The sequence below is a fragment of the Marinobacter alkalisoli genome (assembly GCF_045449795.1).
Taxonomy (GTDB): Bacteria; Pseudomonadota; Gammaproteobacteria; order Pseudomonadales; family Oleiphilaceae; genus Marinobacter.
Genome location: NZ_JBJJLB010000025.1, coordinates 91,075 through 106,658, shown reverse-complemented (window position 1 = coordinate 106,658; position 15,584 = coordinate 91,075). Strand labels below are relative to the sequence as shown.

General features: G+C 56.1%; 12 protein-coding genes. 7 read left to right on the top strand and 5 right to left on the bottom strand.

Features of this window, described 5'->3' with window-relative positions; genetic code table 11:
• The first annotated feature begins 49 nt into the window (after nucleotides 1-49).
• The 4 genes from ACJO3M_RS12270 (at nucleotide 50) to ACJO3M_RS12255 (ending at nucleotide 6,234) form a co-directional block, all read left to right on the top strand.
• Complete coding sequence (locus tag ACJO3M_RS12270; protein WP_407001642.1) at nucleotides 50-1,888, top strand: ABC transporter transmembrane domain-containing protein; 1,839 nt, start codon at nucleotides 50-52, stop codon at nucleotides 1,886-1,888.
• Nucleotides 1,889-2,004: 116 nt separating this feature from the next.
• Entirely contained in the window at nucleotides 2,005-3,282 is a 1,278-nt protein-coding gene (gene gabT, locus ACJO3M_RS12265; RefSeq protein WP_407001641.1) for a 4-aminobutyrate--2-oxoglutarate transaminase, read from the top strand.
• Between the two features lie 374 nt (nucleotides 3,283-3,656).
• Nucleotides 3,657-5,375 carry a carbohydrate-binding module family 20 domain-containing protein gene (locus tag ACJO3M_RS12260; RefSeq protein WP_407001640.1) on the top strand — a complete coding sequence of 573 codons (1,719 nt, stop codon included), beginning with the start codon at nucleotides 3,657-3,659 and terminating at the stop codon, nucleotides 5,373-5,375.
• A gap of 97 nt (nucleotides 5,376-5,472) precedes the next feature.
• Nucleotides 5,473-6,234, top strand: a complete 762-nt coding sequence (locus tag ACJO3M_RS12255; RefSeq protein ID WP_407001639.1) for a VC0807 family protein — start codon at nucleotides 5,473-5,475, stop codon at nucleotides 6,232-6,234.
• A 93-nt stretch (nucleotides 6,235-6,327) separates the two neighbouring features.
• Here the strand turns inward: ACJO3M_RS12255 and gyrB are convergent, their stop codons facing one another.
• The 5 genes from gyrB to dnaA all read right to left on the bottom strand — a co-directional run bounded on the left by gyrB (nucleotide 6,328) and on the right by dnaA (nucleotide 14,089).
• On the bottom strand, nucleotides 6,328-8,742 hold the full coding sequence (gyrB, locus tag ACJO3M_RS12250; RefSeq protein ID WP_406988786.1) for a DNA topoisomerase (ATP-hydrolyzing) subunit B: 2,415 nt from the start codon (nucleotides 8,740-8,742) through the stop codon (nucleotides 6,328-6,330).
• A gap of 83 nt (nucleotides 8,743-8,825) precedes the next feature.
• The gene (gene recF, locus ACJO3M_RS12245) at nucleotides 8,826-9,956 is read right to left on the bottom strand and encodes a DNA replication/repair protein RecF (protein ID WP_407001638.1); all 1,131 of its coding nucleotides are present in this window, start codon (nucleotides 9,954-9,956) and stop codon (nucleotides 8,826-8,828) included.
• A 158-nt stretch (nucleotides 9,957-10,114) separates the two neighbouring features.
• Entirely contained in the window at nucleotides 10,115-11,389 is a 1,275-nt protein-coding gene (locus tag ACJO3M_RS12240) for an ABC1 kinase family protein (protein ID WP_407001637.1), read from the bottom strand.
• A 91-nt stretch (nucleotides 11,390-11,480) separates the two neighbouring features.
• On the bottom strand, nucleotides 11,481-12,581 hold the full coding sequence (gene dnaN / locus ACJO3M_RS12235) for a DNA polymerase III subunit beta (protein WP_407001636.1): 1,101 nt from the start codon (nucleotides 12,579-12,581) through the stop codon (nucleotides 11,481-11,483).
• 56 nt (nucleotides 12,582-12,637) lie between these two features.
• Complete coding sequence (gene dnaA, locus ACJO3M_RS12230; protein ID WP_407001635.1) at nucleotides 12,638-14,089, bottom strand: chromosomal replication initiator protein DnaA; 1,452 nt, start codon at nucleotides 14,087-14,089, stop codon at nucleotides 12,638-12,640.
• A 647-nt stretch (nucleotides 14,090-14,736) separates the two neighbouring features.
• Between dnaA and rpmH the strand changes: the two genes are divergently transcribed.
• From rpmH to yidD, 3 genes are read left to right on the top strand one after another with little or no spacing between them, the layout of a single operon-like run.
• Entirely contained in the window at nucleotides 14,737-14,871 is a 135-nt protein-coding gene (gene rpmH / locus ACJO3M_RS12225; RefSeq protein ID WP_008172542.1) for a 50S ribosomal protein L34, read from the top strand.
• A 15-nt stretch (nucleotides 14,872-14,886) separates the two neighbouring features.
• Complete coding sequence (rnpA, locus tag ACJO3M_RS12220) at nucleotides 14,887-15,291, top strand: ribonuclease P protein component (RefSeq protein WP_407001634.1); 405 nt, start codon at nucleotides 14,887-14,889, stop codon at nucleotides 15,289-15,291.
• Entirely contained in the window at nucleotides 15,291-15,584 is a 294-nt protein-coding gene (gene yidD, locus ACJO3M_RS12215; RefSeq protein ID WP_406988777.1) for a membrane protein insertion efficiency factor YidD, read from the top strand. Before rnpA ends, yidD begins: the two co-directional genes overlap by 1 nt.

Genomic DNA, 15,584 nt, shown 5'->3' with positions numbered 1-15,584 from the left:
AGACCCTGCCACCCACCCGTGCTCTTCCCGGATGTATGATAGGTCTTGTATGGAGTACAAACCGTATTGTTGCCAGAGTCTACCGCACCCCGTATCCAGGAGGCACATCATTAATACCCGTCATCGCAAGGCCTTGAAGCTGGTTATTGGATTTATCAGCCCCTACCGTCGGGCGGTGGTTGGCGCCGTGGTGGCGCTTATCATCACGGCCGGTATTACCCTTGGTCTCGGACAGGGTTTACGAATTCTGGTGGACCAGGGACTGGCTACCCAATCGCCCGGGAACCTGGCGAGGGCCATCGGTCTGTTTTTTGTGCTGGTGCTGGGCCTGGCGGTCGGGTCGTTTTCGCGGTTTTACCTGGTGTCCTGGATCGGGGAGCGGGTGGTGGCGGATATCCGCAAGCAGGTCTTTAACCACCTGATTGACCTGCATCCCGGCTTCTTTGAAAAGAACCGGGCGCTGGAGATCCAGTCCCGGTTTACCGCCGATACCACGGTGTTGCAGTCGGTGATCGGCTCCACGATCTCTATTGCCCTGCGCAATGCGCTGATGCTGGTGGGTGGTCTGATGTTGTTGTTTGTCACCAACGCCAAGCTGGCCAGTGTGATTTTTCTGGGCTTCCCGCTGGTGATCGTACCGATTCTGTTTTTCGGTCGCCGGGTCCGTCAGTTATCCCGTCTCAGCCAGGACCGGGTGGCCGATGTCGGCAGTTACGTGGGTGAAAATCTGGCCCAGATAAAAACCGTTCAGGCGTTCAATCATCAGCCCCACGACCGCCGCTTTTTCGCTGAAGTGTCGGAGCGGGCGTTCGACATAGCCCGTGCCCGCATTCAGCAACGGTCCTGGCTGACAGCGTTGGCGATCGCGCTGGTCATGGGGGACGTTGGGGTGGTGCTGTGGATCGGTGGGCTGGATGTCATCCATGGCCGGATCAGCCCCGGTGAACTGGCCGCTTTCGTGTTCTACAGTCTGCTGGTCGGGGTGGCCGCCGGCGCACTCAGCGAAGTGATCGGAGAGCTCCAGCGCGCCGCCGGTTCCGCGGCCCGATTGTTTGAACTGTTGCAGACGCCATCGGAACTGACCAGCGAACCGGAGAACGCGGTACCGCTGCCAGCCAACGTCAGCGGTCGGATCGACATTCAGGGGCTGACTTTTCGCTATCCGTCGCGGCAGGAAGTAGCCGCCATCAACCACCTGGACCTCCACATCCGTGCCGGTGAGACGCTGGCGCTGGTGGGCCCTTCCGGTGCCGGTAAATCCACCCTGTTCGATCTGCTGCTGCGCTTCTACGAACCGGAAGCCGGCACCATCAACATCGACGGCATTCCTGCCTGCAAGCTCACCCTGGCGGACCTGCGACGGTGTTTTGCCCTCGTGCCCCAGGATCCGGCGCTGTTTCATGGTTCCGTGCTGGACAACATTCGCTATGCCCGGCCAACAGCCAGTCTGGAGGAGGTGAGGGCAGCCGCCGTGATTGCCCATGCCGATGAATTCATCCAGGCGCTGCCACAAGGGTATGACACCCGGTTGGGAGACAGCGGTCTCGGATTATCGGGCGGTCAACAACAACGACTGGCCATTGCCCGTGCGTTACTGGCGGATGCCCCCATTCTGCTGCTGGATGAGGCCACCAGCGCGCTGGATGCGGAAAGCGAACACCTGATTCAGCAGGCGATGCCGGCGCTGACCGAACAAAGAACCACACTGGTCATTGCCCACCGTCTGGCCACGGTTCGCGATGCCGACCGGATTGCGGTGATGGATCAGGGCAAACTTCAGGATATCGGTCGCCATGACGAGCTGATGCAGCGTAACCCGCTCTACCAGCGCCTGGCACGGCTGCAGTTCCGCGATTCCGGGGAGGAAACGGCCACTGCTATCAATTAGTCGGTTTGTGAACCGTCACCGTACTCCTTACACTGATAGAGAGATTCCAGGGCGGCGACCCGGCATAGCCCGGTCGCCGCCGAATATTCGAACCTGATACCAGGGAGAATGGCAAAGTGAGCAATAAAGAATTGCAGGCACTCAAAGAACGCTACGTTGCAGCGGGCGCGGCAAGTCCCAATGAACAGTTTGCCGATCACGCAACCAACGCGGAACTGTGGGATGCCGATGGCAACCGGATGATCGATTTTGCCGGCGGCATCGGTGTCCTCAACATCGGCCACCGCCACCCGAAGGTGGTGGAAGCCGTGAAGGCCCAGCTCGACAAGCTGATGCACACCTGCCAGACGGTCATGCCCTATGAGGGCTACGTTAAGCTGGCAGAGAAACTCAGCAGTGTGAGCCCGGTACGCGGCCACGCCAAGGTCATGCTGGCCAACTCCGGTGCCGAAGCCCTGGAAAACGCCATCAAGATTGCCCGTGCTGCCACTGGCCGCACCAACGTGATCTGTTTTGACGGCGGCTACCACGGACGTACCTTCTACACCATGGCGATGAACGGCAAGGCCGCGCCCTACCAGACCGACTTCGGTCCGATGCCCGGCACGGTGTACCGCGCGCCTTTCCCGGTGCCCTATCACGGCGTCAGCGAAGACGAGGCGCTGCGCGGCCTGAAGATGGCGATGAAGGCCGATTCCCCGGCAAGCCATACTGCAGCAATCGTCATTGAGCCGGTATTGGGTGAGGGCGGTTTCTATGCTGCACCGACGAGCTTTCTCAAGGAGATCCGCAAGATCTGCGACGAGAACGATATCCTGATGATTGTGGATGAGGTGCAGAGTGGCTTTGGCAGAACCGGCAAGATGTTCGCCATTGAACACAGTGGCGTTGAGCCGGATATGATTACCATGGCCAAGAGCATGGCTGACGGTATGCCGATTTCCGCCATCGTCGGTACCGACAATTACATGGATGCGTCCGGCCCGAACTCGCTTGGCGGCACCTACACCGGCAGTCCGACGGCCTGTGCGGCGGCGTTGGCGGTGTTCGAGGTGTTCCAGGAAGAGGATATTCTGGGTAAGGCCCAGGCACTCGGCGACAAGCTGAACCAGCGTTTCAGTCAGTGGCAGGACCAGTTCGAGCATGTGGATAATGTGCGTAACCTTGGTCCCATGGCGGCTTTCGAGCTGGTGGAAAGCAAGGACAGCCGTACGCCCAGGCCGGATCTTGCGGCAGCGGTGACCAAGAAGGCCAAGGAGAAGGGGCTGATTCTGCTGAGCTGCGGTATGTACGGTAATACCCTGCGGTTCCTGATGCCGGTGACCATCGAGGACGCTGTGCTGGAAGAAGGCTTGGCAATTGTGGAAGAAAGTCTGAAGGAAGTCGGGGCTTAATTCCCTTCAAACTTTTCTTAAGACCGGAGCCGGGCTATATGCCCGGCTTTTTTTGGTCTCCGGAATGGGTGCAGGCATCGGTGAGGGCAGGCGTTCGGAAACACGCTTCAAGCCCATCCATGGGACGCTTGGGCTCCGCCATCCATGGCTCCGCACAGTTTCCGAACGCCTGCCCTCACCGACGCTTCGTACTTCTGGTGTGACCAAAAAATAGATCCTCCCTGCGACTACGCCCCCTTTTTACGATTCAAGGATGTTATGCCGGAAAGTTGCACAATGCATGTTGCTACTTATCAGCCTGCCTGAACAGAAAACAATCAACCGTTGGCTGAGACACAGAATGCACCACAACAAAGACAATACAGGAGCATGCAATGATCCCACTACATCGGTTTGTCGCCGGGGCCGCCCTGGGCGTGGCCATGGTGTTACCCACTCAACAGGCCCAGGCGGGCGCGTTTGTTCATCTGTTTGAATGGAAATGGAGCGACGTCGCTCAGGAGTGTGAAAACTTTCTGGGGCCGAAGGGCTTTAGTGCTGTGCAGGTGTCGCCGCCTCAGGAGCATATCCAGGGCAGTGCCTGGTGGACCCGGTATCAGCCGGTCAGTTATCAGCTGCAGGGCCGTGGTGGCGATGCCAGCGCCTTTGCGGATATGGTTCAGCGCTGTAATGCCGCCGGTGTGGATGTTTATGCCGATGCGGTGATCAATCATATGGCCAACGGTTCCGGAACAGGCACCGCCGGCTCGAACTATGACTCCGGTTCTTTCAGCTATCCCATCTACAGCAGCAACGATTTCCACTCCCCCTGTACCATCAATCCTGAAGACTACGGTAACGATGCCTGGCGGGTGCGTAACTGCCAGTTGGTGGGGTTACCGGATCTGGATACTGCGGATGGCTACGTGCAGAACACCATTGCCGGCTATCTGAACCATCTGACATCCCTGGGTGTGAAGGGCATTCGCATTGATGCGGCCAAGCATATGTCGCCGTCCGACATCAGCGGCATCCTGTCGGGGTTGAACGATCCGCTCTATGTGTTCCAGGAAGTGATCGACCTCGGAGGCGAGGCGGTGAGTGCCGGGGAATACACCGGTATTTCCAATGTCACCGAATTTCGCTACAGCGCCGCCATTGGCGATGTGTTCAAGAACCAGCAACTGGCCAATCTGAACAGCTTTGGTGAGAGTTGGGGGTTCCTCGCCGGTGGTGATGCTGTGGTGTTCACCGATAACCATGACAATCAGCGTGGCCATGGTGCCGGCGGCAGTAACGTTGTGACCTACAAGGACGGCAGCGTGTACAACCTCGCCAACGTGTTCATGCTGGCCTGGCCTTATGGCTACCCGAAGGTGATGTCCAGCTACAGCTTCTCCGACGGTGATCAGGGACCGCCCGCCCAGGCCGTTTACCAGGATGGTAGCGCGCAATGTGGTGACGGCTGGGTCTGTGAACATCGCTGGGACGCCATTGCCGGTATGGTGGAATTCCGCAACGTGACCGATGGTACCGGGGTATCCGGCTGGTGGGACAACGGCAACAACCAGATTGCGTTCAATCGCGGCAGCAAGGGCTTTGTGGCGATCAACCGGGAAAGCGGGGCTCTTTCACGAACCTTCAATACCTCGCTTCCGGACGGTCAGTATCGCAACATCGCCGGAGACGGTAGCTGTGTCGGTGTCCAGAACGGACAGGTGACGCTGGATATCCCTCCGATGGAGGCAGCGGCACTGCACACAGGCGCGCCCTGTGACGGTGGTGATAACGACGAGCCAACGGACAATAAGGGCGTTACGGTGGCCTTTGAGTGCGCCAACGGTTCCACCGACTGGGGCCAAAGTGTGTATGTGACCGGCAACAACAGCGAACTTGGCAACTGGTCGCCTGCAGACGCACTCAAACTGGATTCGGATAGTTACCCGACCTGGAACGGCGTCTTCACTATGCCCGCTAATGCCAGCATTGAATGGAAGTGTATCAAACGCAGTGAGACCGACCCGGATAGTCAGTTAGTCTGGCAACCCGGGGCCAACAATCTCCTGCAAACTGGGGACTCCGGCTCTGCGGCGAGTACGTCGGGAAGCTTCTGACCCCGCTTACGTAACCCGTTCGATTCATCGTATACTGCCGGGGAGTTCTCCGGCAGTGCCTTTCGGCCTGCTGTTGTTTCACCAACCAGGCTAAACCATGACATCTCCGAATTCCTCCAACGTTCCGGACCACAAGCCAAGGCCCTGGGTTGATTTACTGGTCAGTATTATTATTCCCTCCGTGATTCTGATGAAGCTGAGCGGTGATGAGTATCTGGGCAGCGTGAATGCCCTGCTCATTGGCCTGGCCTTTCCTCTGGGATGGGGGCTTTTCGAACTCATCAAGTACCACAAGAAGAACTTTATTGCGGTGCTGGGTCTGATCAGCGTGGGGCTGACCGGTGGTATTGGGCTGCTGGAACTGGACGCCGGGTGGCTGGCGATCAAGGAAGCGGCCATTCCCGCCATCATTGGTTTGGCCGTGCTGATATCCACACGCACCAAATATCCCCTGGTGCGCACCTTGCTGTACAACCCGTCGGTTCTGAACGTCGACAAGATCCAGGCAGCGCTGAAAGAGCAGGGTAGCGAAGACGAGTTTGAGGCAAGACTGTTGAAGGCGACCTATTTCTTCAGTCTGACGTTCCTGTTTTCTTCCATCATGAACTATGTACTGGCGAGGTGGATTGTCGTCAGTCCCTCCGGTACCCAGGCCTTCAATGAGGAGCTGGGCCAGATGACGTTGGTGAGTTACCCGATGATCGCCATTCCATCGATGATCATGATGATCGCCATTTTCTATTATCTGTGGCGCGCCATTCGCCGGCTCACCGGTTATACCCTGGAAGAGGTGATGGCGCCGCATCTCGCAGACCAACATGAGAACAGCGGATCCTCGGATTCCGGGTCGGGAAAGTAGGCTGCCGGATAGGAAGAAAACAACTCTTTGATTTTCAATAAAAAAGGCGACCATTTGGTCGCCTTTTTTATTACTTCACTGGCGCAGGTGTGATCACACGTCCAGATTGGTCACTTCCAGAGCGTTAGTCTGGATAAAGGCACGACGCGGTTCAACGTCATCCCCCATAAGCGTGGTGAAGATCTGGTCTGCAGCAATGGCATCCTCGATGGTGACCTTCATCATGCGACGGGTTTCCGGATCCATGGTGGTTTCCCACAGCTGCTCCGGATTCATTTCACCCAACCCCTTATAGCGCTGGATGTTGAGGCCGCGCTGGGCTTCCTTCATCAACCAGGCCAGGGCGCCTTCGAAGGACAACACGGTCTGCTTACGCTCACCGCGCTGAATGTAGGCGCCTTCCTCAATCATTCCGTCCAGGGTTTCACCCATTCGCGCAATGGCGGCGTAGGAGGAGGATTCGAAGAACTCATGGTTGAACACGTGGGTGTAGGGAATCCCGTGCACGTAGATCACTACCTTGGGTAGGTAGAGGTTGCGCTCGGAATCCTTTTCCACCGAGAACGTGTACTTGGTGCCGGTACGGGTATCCAGATCCAGGCCCTCGCCCAGACGTGCGACCCAACGTGCAACCGCTTCTTCCTCTTTAAGGTCTTCCGGCTTCAGGGTCACGTTCTGCAGCATCTGCTCCAGTACTTTGGCTGGATAGGCGCGGGACAGTCGATCGATCATCGCCATCACCGCCTGGTAATCCTTCACCATGGTTTCCAGTGCCGAATCCTTGATTGCCGGTGCCTCCGGGTTCACGAACAGCTGAGCGCCTTCCAGGGCCGTCTGGGTCAGGTAGGAGACCTTGGCCTTCTCGTCCTTCAGGTACTGCTCCTGCTTGCCGCGCTTGACCTTGTACAGCGGCGGCATCGCGATAAACACGTGCCCACGCTCGATGATTTCGCGCATCTGACGGAACAGGAACGTCAGCAGCAGGGTTCGGATGTGGGAACCGTCCACGTCCGCATCGGTCATGATGATGATGGAGTGATAACGGAGTTTTTCCGGATTGAACTCCTCGCGACCAATACCACAACCCAGCGCCGTGATCAGCGTGCCCACTTCCGCGGATGACAGCATCTTGTCGAAACGGGCTTTTTCCACGTTGAGGATCTTACCTTTCAGCGGAAGAATGGCCTGGGTCTTGCGGGCGCGGCCCTGCTTGGCACTACCACCGGCCGAGTCACCCTCCACAATGAACAGTTCAGACAGGGCAGGGTCTTTTTCCTGGCAGTCCGCCAGTTTTCCTGGCAGTCCGGCAATATCCAGGGCGCCTTTGCGACGGGTCATGTCCCGGGCCTTACGCGCCGCTTCACGGGCCCGCGCAGCCTCGATCATCTTGTTCACGATGAGCTTGGCTTCGTTGGGCTGCTCCTGCAGAAAGTCGGCAAAAGACTGATACAACTCCTGCTCCACCGCCGTTTTCACTTCCGACGACACCAGCTTGTCCTTGGTCTGGGAGGAGAACTTCGGATCGGGCACTTTCACACTGATGATTGCCGTCAGACCTTCACGGGCGTCGTCACCGGAAGTACTGACTTTGGCTTTCTTGCCCAGGCCTTCATGTTCAATGTAGTTATTGAGAGAACGGGTCAGGGCCGCACGGAAGCCGGCCAGGTGGGTACCACCGTCACGCTGCGGGATGTTGTTGGTGAAGCAGTAGATGTTTTCCTGGAAGGCATCGTTCCACTGCATGGCCACTTCCACCGCGATACCGTCTTCCCGCTCGTTATTGAAGTGGAAAACCCGGTTAATGGGCGTCTTGGTGCTATTCAGGTGCTCTACGAATGCCCGCAGCCCGCCTTCGTATTCAAAGACCTCTTCCTTGCCACTACGCTCGTCAGTAAGGCGAATACGGACACCACTGTTAAGGAATGCCAGCTCACGGAGCCGTTTGGCCAGAATATCGTAGTGGAATTCAATATGGGTAAAGGTGTCCGGAGACGGAATGAAGTGAACCTTGGTGCCACTGGCATCGGTGTCGCCCACCACACCCAGAGGTGCATTCGGTACGCCATGGCTGTAGGACTGTTCGTATACCTTGCCTTCCCTGCGGATGGTCAGCGTAAGGGTAGAGGAGAGGGCGTTTACAACAGAGACGCCCACGCCATGCAGACCACCGGAAACCTTGTAGGAGTTATCATCAAACTTACCGCCGGCGTGAAGCACGGTCATGATAACTTCCGCTGCGGATACCCCTTCCTCTTCGTGCAGGTCGGTTGGAATCCCCCGGCCATTATCCTTGACCGTAACGGACTCGTCCGGGTGGATAATAACGCCAATCTCGGAGCAATGACCGGCCAGGGCCTCATCAATGGAGTTATCCACCAGCTCAAACACCATGTGGTGGAGACCCGTGCCATCGTCGGTGTCGCCAATGTACATCCCGGGCCGTTTCCGAACCGCATCCAGTCCTTTCAAGACTTTGATACTGGAGGAATTGTAGTTCGATTCGCTCATTAGGTACTCCTGATGGGTGATTACCGGGTCTGCCGTATGGCTGGTTCCAATTCCTACCAGCGCCACGCTGCGCCACCCAGATCTTATTCTTCCGTCAATTTGCCATGTTCCACGTGGAACATCCGATATTCCGGTTTTGCGTCCCCCCAGAGTTCATCAGGGCGGGGCGATTCGATGGAGGTAATGAATACCTGACATCGCAATTCATACAGTTTTTGAGCAAGCATCGCCCGGTGGCTGACATCCAGTTCGGCGTTGATGTCATCCAACAAGAACGTAACCTGCTTGCCAAGATTGCTCAGCACCATGCCTTGAGCAATCTTCATCAGAATCACAAGGGTTTTCTGCTGCCCCCTGGAGAAGGTCTCTGCAACCGGCCGGCCCTGAAACCGCAACTTCACATCTGCGCGATTGGGACCATACAACGTGTGCCCCATCCGCAACTCCTGCTCCCGATGAGCAGCAAGCACATCGGACAGGGACTGGCTGATGTCCCAGCCAGGGTAAAAGTCCATTTTCATGCCTTCGACCCAGGGCGCATCAACCTCTGCCAATAAACGCTCAAATGCCGATTCAAACAAGCCAAAAGCAGCGCGTCTGGCTTCCGTCAGTCGATTGGCCAACTGCGTATACTGACTGTCCCAGACCCGGATCAAGGCTTCGTCTAGTCTACCATTTCTCAGCGTTTGATTCCGCTGTGACGTCACTCTTTGACACTGTTGCCACACAGAAGCAAAAGAAGGTTCCACGTGGAACACTGCCCAGTCCAGAAATTGCCGACGCTTTCCCGGACCACCCGCGACAATATCGAATACACCTGGATCAATCACCGATACCGGAAGGTGGCGTGCCAGCGAAGACAGGTTCTTCACCGCTTCGCCGTCCACCCGTAACGTGGTTTCTTTTTGACTGATGTCCCGGGCGAACCCCAATCGATGTATCAGCGCTCCGGGTTCCGCACTCTGACGTGTTACTTCATCCAGCCCCTGGTCGAGACCGCCAAATACCGTCAGGCGTTGTTGTCCGTGTTGTACAACGGCCTGGTGGCGACTGACCCGAAAGGATCGCCCGAGTCCCAGATAACCAATGGCTTCCAGTACACTGGTTTTGCCACTGCCATTCTCGCCAGACAGCAGGTTGAAAGACGGAGAGAAATTCACAGGCGCGGAGGAAAGGTTCCGGAAGTGTTCCGTTTGCAGTTTGACCAGCGCCATAAAGTCAGGGATTTTCCGGAGAGTGAATCAGAAACAAAAAAGGCAGCGCCCGCGCTTTGCGAGTGCTGCCTTAGTGTACAAAACCCTCGGCAGGAAGGCGACGGATTAAGGCACATTCGCCAGCACACCACGTCCTCCCGCCAGGGCTGTAGATACGCTCAGTGGAGCATGTTCAGTCGCTCATCCATGAACACATCCATTTCCGGCGCCAGGATATGCACATAACGATCAAAATAGAGGAACTGCTTCAGCAGCAGGGCAAATTCCCTGGGGAAATGCAGACCGTGGCTTTCACCAATTTTCACCATATCCATAAGGATGTTGTTTACATCATCCTCGGCCTGATCCGCTTCGTAGGGCACATGGTCCGGCACCATGGTGTCCATCTGCTGGTAGAGTTTGCGCAGGTCGCCGGCCAGGGCCGAGGCTTCCACCCGCTCGTGAGTAATTCCGATCCGGATCATGGCATCAGCCATACCGTCAAAATTACCGACCATCACAGCAGAGATGAAATCACTGACTGCTTGCCAGGTATCGGGACGAATACGACCAACAATACCAAAATCGATAAATCCGACCCGGCCGTCCTTCAACACCATCAGGTTGCCCGCATGGACATCGGCGTGGAAAAACTCGCACTGGGTCAGACTGGAAAACCAGGTGTTCATCGCGGTGATCAGCGTTCGCTCCGGATCACGGGCATAACCACGGATGCTCTCGAGATCCGTCAGCGGAACGCCATGGAATCGTTCCATGGTAAGAATGCGGCGGGTGCTGCAATGTTCATACACCAATGGCACTGCCGCGTCTTCATTGTGGGTGGTGTGGAGGAAATCGCGGAATACCTTCAGGTTGTTTGCTTCCTTGATGAAGTCGCACTCTTCCATCATGGTGCGCTGGATTTCTTCCACAATCCCCGAGAGCGAAGTCCATGACAGCTTCGGCGCCAGGGTTTCCAGGATTTTCGCTGACAGGTACAGGAAGTTCAGATCCGTCAGCAGAATGTTTTCCACCCCGGGCTTCTGCACCTTGATAACCACCTCTTCCCCGGTCAACAGCCTGGCGGAATGAACCTGGGCAATGGACGCCGACGCCAGGGCTACCGGATCAATCTCGGCAAACACCTGATCGATGGGACGCCCCAGCTCCTCCCGGATGATCTTCCGGATTACACTGAAAGGCAGGTTCGGCGTTTTATCGAGGCAGTATTGGAACTCCTCGACATATTCCTTGGGGAAAAACGTGGGGGAACTGGCTATGAACTGCCCGAGCTTGATGTACGTGGCACCCAGGGATTCGAAGGTCTGGCGCAACAACCGTGGCGTGGGTGGCCGATCCCCCCGCAACCAGTTAACACCGGTGCGGCCAAGCACGGATACCGTCTGGCCGATCCGGAATGCGCCTTTGATACTGTTGGTCACCGTTGCCTTCATTATTTCACCTCGACTTAAGCTGAACCCGATGTATAACTGTTCCCCGACATCCGCCGCGGGGCCACCTTCCTGTGGCCCGGCTCAACAACCATCACAGGCGCATGGGCATGACCACGTACAGGCAGCGATTATCGTTCTGCGCTTCGATCAACGCACTGCTGTTGGGGTTGGACAGGGTAATCTTCACCTGATCCTCATCCAGCGCGTTCATCACATCCACCAGATAGCCTACATTAAAGCCGATCTGCAGTGATTCGCCCTGATACTCCACCGGCAGCGCGTCTTCGGCCTGTTCCTGGTCCGGGTTGTTGGCGAATACCTGTAGCTCATTAGGCGCCAGGTTCAATCGCACACCGCGAATATTCTCATGGGACAGGATCCCCGCCCGTTGCAGGGTATTCTTCAGTGTCGACCGATCGGCCAGGACGATCTTATCGCCACCGCGAGGAACAACGCGATTGTAGTCCGGGAACTTGCCTTCGATCAGTTTCGACGTAAAGGTGTAGCTTCCGACGGTCGCCCGCAGGTGATTGTCACCGATCACCAGGGTAACGGGCGTCTCCACGTCATCCAGCAGACGCGCCAACTCCAGCACACCTTTACGCGGCACAATCACCTGACGGAGTTCACTGCCGGTGGGCAGATCGAAGTGTGCCATTGCCAGTCGGTGGCCATCCGTCGCCACGGTCCGCACGTGCCCCTGATCCACTTCCAGCAGCAGCCCGTTAAGGTAGTAGCGAACGTCCTGCTGGGCCATGGCAAACGCCGTGGCATCGAACATACGTCCCAATTCCTTCTGGGGCAGCTCCAGACGAAAGCTCTCGGCATCATCCTCAACATTCGGGAAATGCTCGGCCGGCAACGTCGACAAGGTGAAATGACTTGCCCCGCAACGCAGGTGCAACCGGTCGCCCTCCAGGGCCAGTTCGATGGGCGCTTCATCACCCAGTGCCCGGCAGATATCCGCCAGTTTGCGGGCCGGCACCGTGATCTTCCCGGGCTGATCCACATGCACCGGCGTGATCCGGCCCACCAACTCCACTTCCATGTTGGTGCCGGTCATGGTGAGGGTATTGTCCTCGGCCACCAGCAACACATTGGACAGCACCGGCATGGTCTGTTTGCGCTCTACCACCCCGGCAATGGATTGCAGCGGGGTAAGCAGTGATTCTCGGCTGATCGTCAGTTTCATGGCACTCAGCAGTCTTTTATTGGAAGGTGAATGTTTGTCCGCAACCATCCCGGTGATCAGGTGGTCAGCAGCCTCATAAAGTTCTGATAATCCTCACGGATACTGGGATCCGTCTCCTGCAGTTCCACGATTTTCTTGCAGGCGTGCAGGACGGTGGTGTGATCACGGCCCCCAAAGGCATCGCCGATCTCCGGCAGACTGTGGTTGGTCAATTCCTTGGATAATGACATGGCCACCTGCCGCGGACGGGTTACCGTCCGGGTTCGCCGTTTTGACAGCAAATCCGCCACCTTGATTTTGTAATACTCCGCTACGGTGCGCTGAATATTATCAATGCTGACCTGCTTTTCATGCAGAGCCAGCAGATCTTTCAGGCTTTCACGAATGAACGGCGGGGTAATTTCCGATCCGGTGAAGTGAGCATTCGCTATCACCAAACGAAGCGCTCCTTCTAGCTCCCGAACATTCGACCGGATTTTCTGGGCAATAAAAAAAGCCGCTTCGCTGCTCAGCTTGACGTTGGCCTGCTCGGCTTTTTTCATCAGGATCGCAACCCGGGTTTCCAGTTCCGGTGGTTCCACCATCACCGTCAGCCCCCAACCGAACCGCGACTTGAGCCGCTCTTCCATATCCACAATTTCTTTCGGGAAGCGGTCGCACGTCACGATGACCTGTTGCCCACCCTCAAGCAACGCATTGAAGGTGTGGAAAAACTCTTCCTGGGAACGCTCTTTGCGGGCGAAGAACTGAATGTCATCAATCAACAACGCATCCACCGAGCGATAGTACCGTTTGAACTCATTGATGGCGTTCAGCTGCAACGCTTTGACCATATCCGCCACGAACCGCTCGGAACGCAGGTAGGCCACCTTGGCGCGGGGATTGCGCCGCACGATGTCATTGCCGATGGCATGCATCAGGTGGGTCTTACCCAGACCGACACCGCCATACAGGAACAATGGGTTATAGGCGCCGCCAGGGTTTTCCGCCACCTGCATGGACGCAGCCCTGGCCAACTGGTTGGATTTACCCTCAACAAAGGTATCAAAGGTAAAGCCCTCATTCAGGAAGCTCTGATGCTTGATATCGCCTTCTACCTGAACCGAACGCCGCCCCCTGTCATGGGTGGGTTTCACGGAAGGAGACGAGACCGTCGCCGCCACGCCTTTCTCTTCTTCAGTCACCGAACTGCCGGCTTCTTCCTGCGCAGCCCCACCTGCCTGATTGTCGGGCTCTGAACGTGTCACCAGATCTCCGGCCTTGGGCGCCGATCCGACTTTCATGTTCACACGGGGCGCCTGCCCCCCGTTCAAATCCTTCAGTACTTCTTCTATACGCCTGAGGTATTTTTCGTTCACCCAGTCCATAACAAACCGGTTGGGCGCAAACAGCATCAACTGACCTTCACGGTGGTCAGACTGTAAGGGCCTCAGCCAGGTATTGAACTGTTGGGCGGGAAACTCGTCCCGGAGTACTTCTAGACACTGATGCCAGATGGTATTCGGCACAACAGCCTGCCTCCGATGCCTCAGAATTTTCTCAAACCGGATTGCTTTAACCCGATGCCAGAGATGACCCGGAATTCTACCTCGCGGGCCCCTCAAGTAAAAGAGGAAAAACCGGTTCATGAACAGCCTGTGGAAATTTATTTTATTTATTTTCAAGTTTTTACAAACTTACCTACAGGGTTGTGTACAGAAAAATAATACACCTTCCGGTTACCCACAGCCCTGTGTGTATACCTTGCGTTTAACCCTGTGCGTAGCCTCTTGACCAATGCAGGGATAAGTCGGGTTTTAACCACCCCCCGGAGTTACTCACAATCCCTGCATCGCTTATGCACAGATCTCACGCCGCCTTGTCAACTTCTTTGTAAACCTCCTAAAGACATGAATTTCAAGGTCTAAATACGCTTATCCACAGAAAAGGCGCTCAGTAATAACAGTAATAATTAATCCTTAAGAAGATTAAAAAAGACCTACTAATATTATTAGTGATTGGCCAGGTGACCCCTTCCTCCGCACTTTCCACACCTCCCCCTGCATTAGCCATTGAATTCGTCCGTCAGTTTGCATAGAATGCCGCTCCTGTTTTGGCTGTTCATTTTCCAGCCAACCATTGAATTTCCAAATACCTGAAATGTGAGATCATCACCATGAAAAGAACGTTTCAACCAAGCGTACTGAAGCGTAAGCGCGTTCACGGTTTCCGTGCTCGTATGGCCACTGCCAACGGTCGTAAAGTGATTTCCCGTCGTCGTGCGAAGGGTCGCGCACGTCTGTCTGCGTAAGACATCGTCCGCCTCATGAAGGCTTTGAGTTTCCCGAAATCCCACCGGTTACTGAAACCAGGCGATTACGGCAAAGTCTTCAACGACGTAAGAATCAGAGTTCCGCACCGGAATTTTCTGATCCTGGCGACTCCCAATTCGTTGGGACACGCCAGGGTCGGTCTGGTGTTTTCCAAGAAAAACCTGAAGCTTGCCGTTCAGCGCAATCGTATTAAACGACGTGTGCGGGAAACCTTCAGGCTCCAGCCTGATCTACCGGGCCTGGATATTATCGTTCTTGGCAGGCAGGGTCTGGCTCAGCTTGATAACCAGATCGTCACTGCTACGCTGAATGACCTCTGGTCACGGCTGATACGAAAACATCGACATATTCAATCGTCGACACCGGATCCCTCTCCCACCGGTAAAGGAACGGATTAATGCGCAAATTGCTGCTCCTGCCAATCCGCCTCTACCAGTATGCAATCAGTCCCCTGATGGCCAGCCACTGCCGGCATTATCCAACCTGCTCGCAATACGCCGTTGAAGCCATCACCCATCATGGTGCTTTCAAAGGACTTTTTTTTGCCGTAGGACGATTGTTGAGGTGTCATCCATGGGCCGAAGGCGGGTATGATCCGGTACCGGGTACCGACCATTGCGGGGAAACCCCGGGATTAACGTCCTGTGGGCAGGCTACCCATTCCCATAACACGAACCAGACCAAACAGTAA

Excerpts from the sequence above, each read along its gene's own strand:
- ACJO3M_RS12270 (WP_407001642.1), top strand. The coding sequence starts at position 50 with ATGGAGTACAAACCGTATTGTTGCCAGAGTCTACCGCACCCCGTATCC.
- ACJO3M_RS12260 (WP_407001640.1), top strand. The coding sequence starts at position 3,657 with ATGATCCCACTACATCGGTTTGTCGCCGGGGCCGCCCTGGGCGTGGCC.
- ACJO3M_RS12255 (WP_407001639.1), top strand. The coding sequence starts at position 5,473 with ATGACATCTCCGAATTCCTCCAACGTTCCGGACCACAAGCCAAGGCCC.
- gyrB (WP_406988786.1), bottom strand. The coding sequence starts at position 8,742 with ATGAGCGAATCGAACTACAATTCCTCCAGTATCAAAGTCTTGAAAGGA.
- recF (WP_407001638.1), bottom strand. The coding sequence starts at position 9,956 with ATGGCGCTGGTCAAACTGCAAACGGAACACTTCCGGAACCTTTCCTCC.
- ACJO3M_RS12240 (WP_407001637.1), bottom strand. The coding sequence starts at position 11,389 with ATGAAGGCAACGGTGACCAACAGTATCAAAGGCGCATTCCGGATCGGC.
- dnaN (WP_407001636.1), bottom strand. The coding sequence starts at position 12,581 with ATGAAACTGACGATCAGCCGAGAATCACTGCTTACCCCGCTGCAATCC.
- rpmH (WP_008172542.1), top strand. The coding sequence starts at position 14,737 with ATGAAAAGAACGTTTCAACCAAGCGTACTGAAGCGTAAGCGCGTTCAC.
- rnpA (WP_407001634.1), top strand. The coding sequence starts at position 14,887 with ATGAAGGCTTTGAGTTTCCCGAAATCCCACCGGTTACTGAAACCAGGC.
- yidD (WP_406988777.1), top strand. The coding sequence starts at position 15,291 with ATGCGCAAATTGCTGCTCCTGCCAATCCGCCTCTACCAGTATGCAATC.